Here is a 6,746-nt window from a genome sequence, read left to right as displayed (position 1 = left end):
GGCGCTCCGGCGAGAGCCCGGCCGCTCTTGGCATTGGCTCGGGTCCTCGGGTCGGCGAGAGACGGATCGGGCAGACGGTCGACCCAGGCCGCCACACCTGCCAGCGAGCGGGGTAAGAAGTTGAGCCCCAACAGCATTCCGTAGGCGGGGTCGTCGACGACCACTCGGTGTCCGAGCAATCGCAGCACCGCCGCCATCTCGTACGCCGCCGCCGCGATCTCCGGATCCAGTGGTGCGGGCGTCGGGATGAAGGGCTTACGAAGGCTGAGCGCGATTCGCAGCGAGCCGGGGTTGCGTCCGACGGCATCGGAGACGGTCAGCGGTACCGGACGATGCAGATCGCCGTCATGACTACCGGAGACCACGTCGAGGAGCAGTGCCGCGTCGGCCACGGTGCGCGCGAGCGGGCCGATGACGGTGATGCCGTTGAACGCCTCGGCCTCCGGCCACGACGATATGCGTCCGCGTTGCGGCTTGATCCCCACGAGATTCGTCCACGAGGCCGGAATTCGAACCGAGCCTGCACCGTCGGAACCCAGAGCGGCAGAGACCAATTCGGCAGCCACTGCGGCAGAGCTGCCACCCGAGGAGCCGCCGGGAGTGCGCTCGCGGTCCCATGGATTGCGGGTGTGCCCGAAGGTGCCGCCGGTGAACGGCCACTGGCCGAGTTCGGGGCTGTTGGTCTTCCCGACGATGACCGCTCCTGCCGCACGCAGTCTGCGCACCACCTCCGAATCCGTGGTGGCAGGTGGAAAGTCGCCTGCACAACCGAAGGCGGTCGGTTCCCCGGTGACGTCCACGTCGTCCTTGACGGCAACGGGAACGCCGAGCAGGGGAGCGGTGGTGCCTGCGGCGCGCAGCCGATCTGCTTCGGCTGCCTCGGCGAGAGCGGCGTCGCGGCGCACGAGTCGGAACGCATTGAGCACGGGTTGGCTCTTCTCGATCCGATCGAGCGATTCGGCGACCGCCTGTACCGAGGTGATGCGACCCGACGCGAGAGCGTCGGCCTGGGCAACGAGAGTCGACCGATGAAAATCCACGCCTGCACAGTATCGACTTCTCGTCAGCGCGGGAACGGTCACCGCTGCTGCGCGCGTGGGACACTGGATCACGTGAGGCCATACCGTGACAACGCAGTCGTCCTGCGCCAGCACAAGCTGGGTGAGGCCGATCGCATCGTCACGTTGTTGACCAGGGAGAACGGGATCGTGCGGGCCGTTGCCAAAGGGGTTCGGCGCACCAAATCCAAGTTCGGTGCGCGGCTCGAGCCGTTTGCGCACATCGACGTTCTGCTCTATCCGGGACGCAACCTCGATATCGTCACCCAAGTGCACACGGTCGACGCGTTCGGCGGAGACATCGTGGCCGACTACGGTCGCTACACCACCGGTTGCGCGGTTCTCGAGACCGCCGAACGACTGGCAGGTGAGGAGCATGCACCCGCCCAGCGGCTGCATCAGTTGACCGTCGGTGCCCTGCGCGCCCTCGCGCAGCACGTCCGGCCTCCCGAGCTGGTGCTCGACGCGTATCTTCTGCGCGCGATGGGTTTCGCCGGATGGGCTCCTGCACTGACCGACTGCGCGCGGTGCGCAGCGGTGGGGCCACATCGCGCTTTCCATGTCGCTGCCGGTGGAGCCGTGTGCGTGCATTGCCGACCGCCGGGCTCGGCGACGCCGTCGACCGGGGTTCTCGATCTGATGGTCGCGCTTGAGCGGGGGGAGTGGGACTACACCGTCACCACCTCCGATGCCGTCCGCAAGCAGGCCAGTGGACTGGTGGCGGCGCATCTGCAATGGCATCTGGAACGACAGTTGCGCACACTTCCGCTCATCGAACGCTCGCACCCGCATCAGGTGCCGCTGGCGCAACCTGACTCCGTGTTCGCCGACACCGTCGGGCAGGATGGGGACCGTGATTCGACGACGAGAGCCGCAACCCCGGCCTGACGAACAGTCGGCAGTGCGCCCTCCCGATCCGCATCCGTCGGGCGCTCGGCCGCCGATCCTGCAGCCGGAACTCATTCCTCGCCACGTCGCTCTGGTGATGGACGGCAACGGCCGTTGGGCGCAGGATCGCGGTCTGCCGCGCACCGCGGGGCACGAGCAGGGTGAAGCGGTGCTCATGGACACCGTGTGCGGATGCATCGAGATCGGGGTGCAGTGGTTGTCCGCGTACGCATTCTCGACGGAGAACTGGAAGCGCAGTCCCGACGAGGTCAAGTTCCTGATGGGCTTCAACCGTGACGTCATTCGTCGTCGACGCGACGAGATGAACGAGATGGGCGTCCGGGTTCGTTGGGCCGGCCGTCGACCGAGGTTGTGGGGCAGTGTCATCAAGGAACTCGAAGTTGCCGAGGAATTGACGAAACGCAACACCGTGATGACGTTGACGATGTGCGTCAACTACGGTGGCCGGGCCGAAATTGCCGACGCCACAAGGGAAATCGCGCGACAGGTGGCTGCGGGCAAGCTGAACCCCGAGAAGATCACCGAGGCCACCGTCGCCAAGTACCTCGACGAATCGGACATGCCCGACGTGGATCTGTTCCTGCGTCCGTCGGGGGAGCAGCGGACGTCGAACTTCCTGCTGTGGCAGTCCGCCTACGCTGAGTTCGTGTTCCAGAAGAAGCTGTTCCCGGATTTCGACCGTCGGGATCTGTGGGAGGCGTGTATCGAATACGCCTCTCGGGACCGTCGATTCGGTGGAGTCAAATATGAGTGAGAACGCGAACGGGACACCGGACGAGGGGCTTTCGCTGCAGGCCCGTGCCCAATTGGCACTCTCGCAGTTCGCGACCGTCACACTCGGCGAGGAAGGTTCTCTCGGTTTCGACTACGCGGGTGCTCTGTGCTCGCTACGTGCCGTTCGACTCTCGCCCGAACTCGAGGTGCTCTCGCTCACTGCTGTCCTGGCGTGGGACCGGCCGCTGAAGCCTGCTCTGCACAAGAAGGTTGCCGACCGCAATGCGGACTCGCAGTTCGGCGCGATCTCGGTCAACACCCACGACAAGCTCGCGGATGTGTTGCTGCGCTACACCTTTCCCGCCAACGGCCTGGACGACGAGGCGATGTTGACGATGCTCATTCTGGTGCTCGCCGGAGTGGAGAAGGCGCGCGAGGGTCTACTGCCCTGACCGGTCAGCTAAGGTTTGCCTGTACTTACTTCCCAGTAGAGGCGGATGCGATGACTGTGCGGTGGACCCGAATGCTCACGGCAGCGGTGGCGGTGATCGCTCTCGGTGTGGCCGTGTCGGCCTGCTCCACGGCCGACACCGGCGACACGGCGATTCAGTCGGCGGACGGTGCATTCCCGGTCGTCATCGATCACATCTACGGCAGCACGACCATCGCCGAGAAGCCGACCCGCATCGTCACGCTCGGGGTGTCCGATGCCGATGCCGTCATCGCGCTCGGTACCGTTCCCGTCGGGAACACCGGGTACACGTTCTACGAGACCGGACTGGGTCCCTGGACCGACGAACTGGTCGGTGACGCGCCGCTGACGCTGCTGGGCTCGGAGTCCGAGCCGAACTTCGAGCTGATCGCCTCTCTGGCACCGGATCTCATCACCGGACTCAATGCGGGTTTCGACGAGGCGACGTACGACAGGCTCAGCGGCATCGCGCCGACTATCGCCCGACCGGCAGGATCGGCTGCCTACGCCGTCGATCGTGAGGTGGCCACCGACACCATCGCTCGCGCGATGGGTGAACGCGACCGCGGCGAAGAGTTGAACGCGCAGACCGACGACGCGCTCGAGCAGGCTCGAAACGAACACCCCGAGTTCTCGGGTAGGACTGCCGCAGTGGTGCTTCCGTACGACGGCCAATTCGGCGCATATCTGCCCGGTGATGCCCGCGGCACGTTCGTCACCTCGCTGGGCTTCGAGGTCCCGGAATCGATCCGCGCCCAGGACGACGGCACCAACTTCTTCGTTCCGGTCTCGGCCGAGAACATCTCGATGCTCGCCGCGGACCTGGTGCTCTATCTCGGTACCGGCGACGACATCGATGTGGTGGCGGAGAACCCGATCTTCGGAACGCTCGATGCTGCACGGCGCGATGCGATCGTTCCGTTGTCCACCGATCAGCGTGGAGCGATCACGTACAACTCTGTGCTGTCGATTCCGTTCGCCATCGACGCGTTGGTACCTCGCGTGGCAGAGGCCGTCGCCTGAGCGGGCTCAGCGACCGGCAGCGCTGCACTGACTGCAGGTGCCGAATATCTCGATCGTGTGGCTCACGTCGCTGAAGCCGTTGGATTCGGCCACACTCTGCGACCACTTCTCGACGGTGGGTCCTTCCACCTCGACGGTGAAACCGCACGAGCGGCACACCAGGTGATGGTGATGTCCGGAGGAGCAGCGCCGGTAGACCGACTCGCCGTTGTCGGTGCGCAGTACGTCGACCGTCCCGGCGTCGGCCAAGGTCTGCAGTGTCCGATACACCGTGGTGAGGCCGATACCTTCACCACGCTTGCGCAATTCGTCGTGCAGATCCTGTGCCGACTTGAACTCTTCGATGGTGTCGAGCAGATCCGAGATCGCACTGCGCTGCTTGGTGGCCCGCACTCCGACGACGACGGGTCGTCTGGGTGTGGCGGTATCGGTGGACTTGTCGGTCACAGGTTCCGGCCTTCCTCGGCGTGGGCCACGGCGTCGACGACGATGTGGGAGAGGTGATCGTCGACCAATCGGTACAGGACCTCGCGTCCGTTGCGTTCTCCGCGCACCACACCCGCTGCTTGAGTACCCGAAGGTGCTGGCTGATCAGCGGTTGCGTGACACCGAGGGCGACCACGAGTTCGTGGACGCACCGCTCGGACTCGCGCAGCTGCAGCACGATGGCGATGCGCACCGGGGCCGCGAGTGCGCGCAGGATGTCGCCCGCCGCGGTCAGAGTCTCCTTCGGCGGGATGTGAGCCGGGGGAGCGGCGGCGAACGGATCGCCGGAGTGCAACGGATGTTCGGGGTCCTGCCGGTGGGTCGAACTGGCTTCCACTGTCGAGTCCGTGGACACGGTTGCGGCTCCTTCGGTCGCCGGTTCGTTGCCGGCGGTGTCTCCCTGCGCGATCTTTCGTCTTGGTACCAGGTTAGTGCAGTAGTTGTTATTGCAAATCGTATTCATTGTGATATGCACAGGTGCGCATGTCAACTTTCGCACTCGACCGCTGTTCGGTTTCGCTCGCCGAGCCAGATAGTCTGATCAGGGCGAAAACCGCCCACGTCACCTCTTACACGATGTAACCGAAGATGGAGAGCTCCGCCAGTGGCACCCAAGTCCAAAGTCGAAACCGTCGCCAACCTCGCCAAGCGCAGAGGCCTCGTCTACCCGTGCGGCGAGATCTACGGCGGTACCAGGTCTGCCTGGGACTACGGTCCGCTGGGCGTCGAGCTCAAGGAGAACATCAAGAAGCAGTGGTGGCGCAACATGATCACCAGCCGCGACGACACCGTCGGGCTGGATTCCTCGGTGATCCTGCCGCGTGAGGTATGGGAGGCGTCCGGCCACGTCGAGACGTTCTCCGACCCGCTGGTGGAGTCGCTGCACACGCACAAGCGGTATCGCGCCGACCACCTCATCGAGGCATACGAGGAGAAGCACGGCCACCCGCCGGAGAACGGCCTGGCCGACATCCGAGATCCCGAGACCGGTGAACCGGGCTCGTGGACCGAACCGCGGGCGTTCTCGGGCCTGCTCAAGACCTTCCTCGGCCCGGTCGACAACGAAGAGGGCCTGCACTACCTGCGTCCCGAGACCGCACAGGGCATCTTCGTCAACTTCGCCAACGTGCTGACCACCTCACGCAAGAAGCCGCCGTTCGGCATCGGCCAGATCGGCAAGAGCTTCCGTAACGAGATCACCCCCGGAAACTTCATCTTCCGTACCCGCGAGTTCGAGCAGATGGAGATGGAATTCTTCGTCAAGCCGGGCGAGGACGACGAGTGGCATCAGTACTGGATCGATTACCGCATGAAGTGGTACACCGATCTCGGTATCGACCCGGAGAACCTGCGGCTCTACGAGCACGCCAAGGAGAAACTGTCGCACTACTCCAAGCGCACCGTGGACATCGAGTACAAGTTCGGCTTCCAGGGCAGTGCGTGGGGCGAGCTCGAGGGCGTGGCGAACCGCACCGATTACGACCTCTCGGTGCACTCGAAGGCGTCGGGCCAGGACCTGAGCTACTACGAGCAGGCCACCGACACCCGCTACACCCCGTACGTCATCGAGCCTGCGGCCGGTCTGACGCGGTCGCTGATGGCATTCCTCGTCGACGCATACACCGAGGACGAGGCACCCAACGCCAAGGGTGGCGTCGACAAGCGCGTCGTTCTCAAGCTCGACCGTCGTCTGGCTCCGGTGAAGGTCGCGGTGCTCCCGCTCTCGCGCAACGCGGACCTCACGCCCAAGGCGAAAGATCTTGCGCAGCAACTGCGTCAGTACTGGAACGTCGAGTTCGACGACGCCGGAGCCATTGGTCGCCGCTACCGTCGCCAGGACGAGATCGGCACCCCGTTCTGCATCACCGTCGACTTCGACACCCTCGACGATCATGCCGTCACCATCCGCGAGCGCGACACGATGGCGCAGGAGCGTGTGGCACTCGATCAGGTCGAGGGCTACATCGCATCTCGTCTGATCGGCGCGTAGGAGCTTCACTCACCCGACAGGGCCCGATCTCGCGATGAGATCGGGCCCTTTCGGCTGTCGAGGGGTGGGTCAGAAGCGGCCGCCACCACCACCG

7 protein-coding genes and 1 pseudogene are annotated in these 6,746 nt (G+C 64.9%); 5 read left to right on the top strand and 3 right to left on the bottom strand.

Annotated elements, in window-relative coordinates; all coding sequences use genetic code 11:
* A partial coding sequence (locus tag RHBS_RS22105) for an amidase (RefSeq protein WP_128646436.1) occupies positions 1 to 1,040 on the bottom strand: 1,040 nt, incomplete at its 3' end.
* Positions 1,041 to 1,112: 72 nt separating this feature from the next.
* Between RHBS_RS22105 and recO the strand changes: the two genes are divergently transcribed.
* The 4 genes from recO to RHBS_RS22085 are packed head-to-tail and all read left to right on the top strand — an operon-like array spanning position 1,113 to position 4,176.
* Complete coding sequence (gene recO, locus RHBS_RS22100; RefSeq protein ID WP_008715506.1) at positions 1,113 to 1,946, top strand: DNA repair protein RecO; 834 nt, start codon at positions 1,113 to 1,115, stop codon at positions 1,944 to 1,946.
* Positions 1,903 to 2,721: an isoprenyl transferase gene (locus tag RHBS_RS22095; protein WP_121869510.1), complete on the top strand. Its 819-nt coding sequence runs from the start codon at positions 1,903 to 1,905 to the stop codon at positions 2,719 to 2,721. The genes recO and RHBS_RS22095 overlap by 44 nt, the downstream gene beginning before the upstream one ends.
* Positions 2,714 to 3,133 carry a hypothetical protein gene (locus RHBS_RS22090; protein ID WP_121869511.1) on the top strand — a complete coding sequence of 140 codons (420 nt, stop codon included), beginning with the start codon at positions 2,714 to 2,716 and terminating at the stop codon, positions 3,131 to 3,133. Before RHBS_RS22095 ends, RHBS_RS22090 begins: the two co-directional genes overlap by 8 nt.
* 50 nt (positions 3,134 to 3,183) lie before the next feature.
* A complete protein-coding gene (locus RHBS_RS22085) occupies positions 3,184 to 4,176 on the top strand; it encodes an iron-siderophore ABC transporter substrate-binding protein (RefSeq protein WP_121869512.1) in 993 nt (330 codons plus the stop codon).
* Positions 4,177 to 4,182: 6 nt separating this feature from the next.
* Here RHBS_RS22085 and RHBS_RS22080 read toward each other — a convergent pair whose 3' ends face one another.
* Positions 4,183 to 4,623 carry a Fur family transcriptional regulator gene (locus RHBS_RS22080; protein WP_121869513.1) on the bottom strand — a complete coding sequence of 147 codons (441 nt, stop codon included), beginning with the start codon at positions 4,621 to 4,623 and terminating at the stop codon, positions 4,183 to 4,185.
* Positions 4,620 to 4,999: pseudogene (locus RHBS_RS22075) on the bottom strand (ArsR/SmtB family transcription factor). The gene RHBS_RS22080 and the pseudogene RHBS_RS22075 overlap by 4 nt, the downstream one beginning before the upstream one ends.
* Positions 5,000 to 5,266: 267 nt before the next feature.
* Between RHBS_RS22075 and RHBS_RS22070 the strand changes: the two are divergent.
* Positions 5,267 to 6,652, top strand: a complete 1,386-nt coding sequence (locus tag RHBS_RS22070; RefSeq protein WP_121869514.1) for a glycine--tRNA ligase — start codon at positions 5,267 to 5,269, stop codon at positions 6,650 to 6,652.
* The last annotated feature ends 94 nt before the right edge of the window (positions 6,653 to 6,746 follow it).

Source organism: Rhodococcus sp. BS-15 (assembly GCF_000813105.1).
Lineage (GTDB): Bacteria > Actinomycetota > Actinomycetes > Mycobacteriales > Mycobacteriaceae > Rhodococcoides.
The sequence above is the reverse complement of the archived record's forward strand: the minus strand, read 5'-3'. Positions and strand labels throughout refer to the sequence as shown.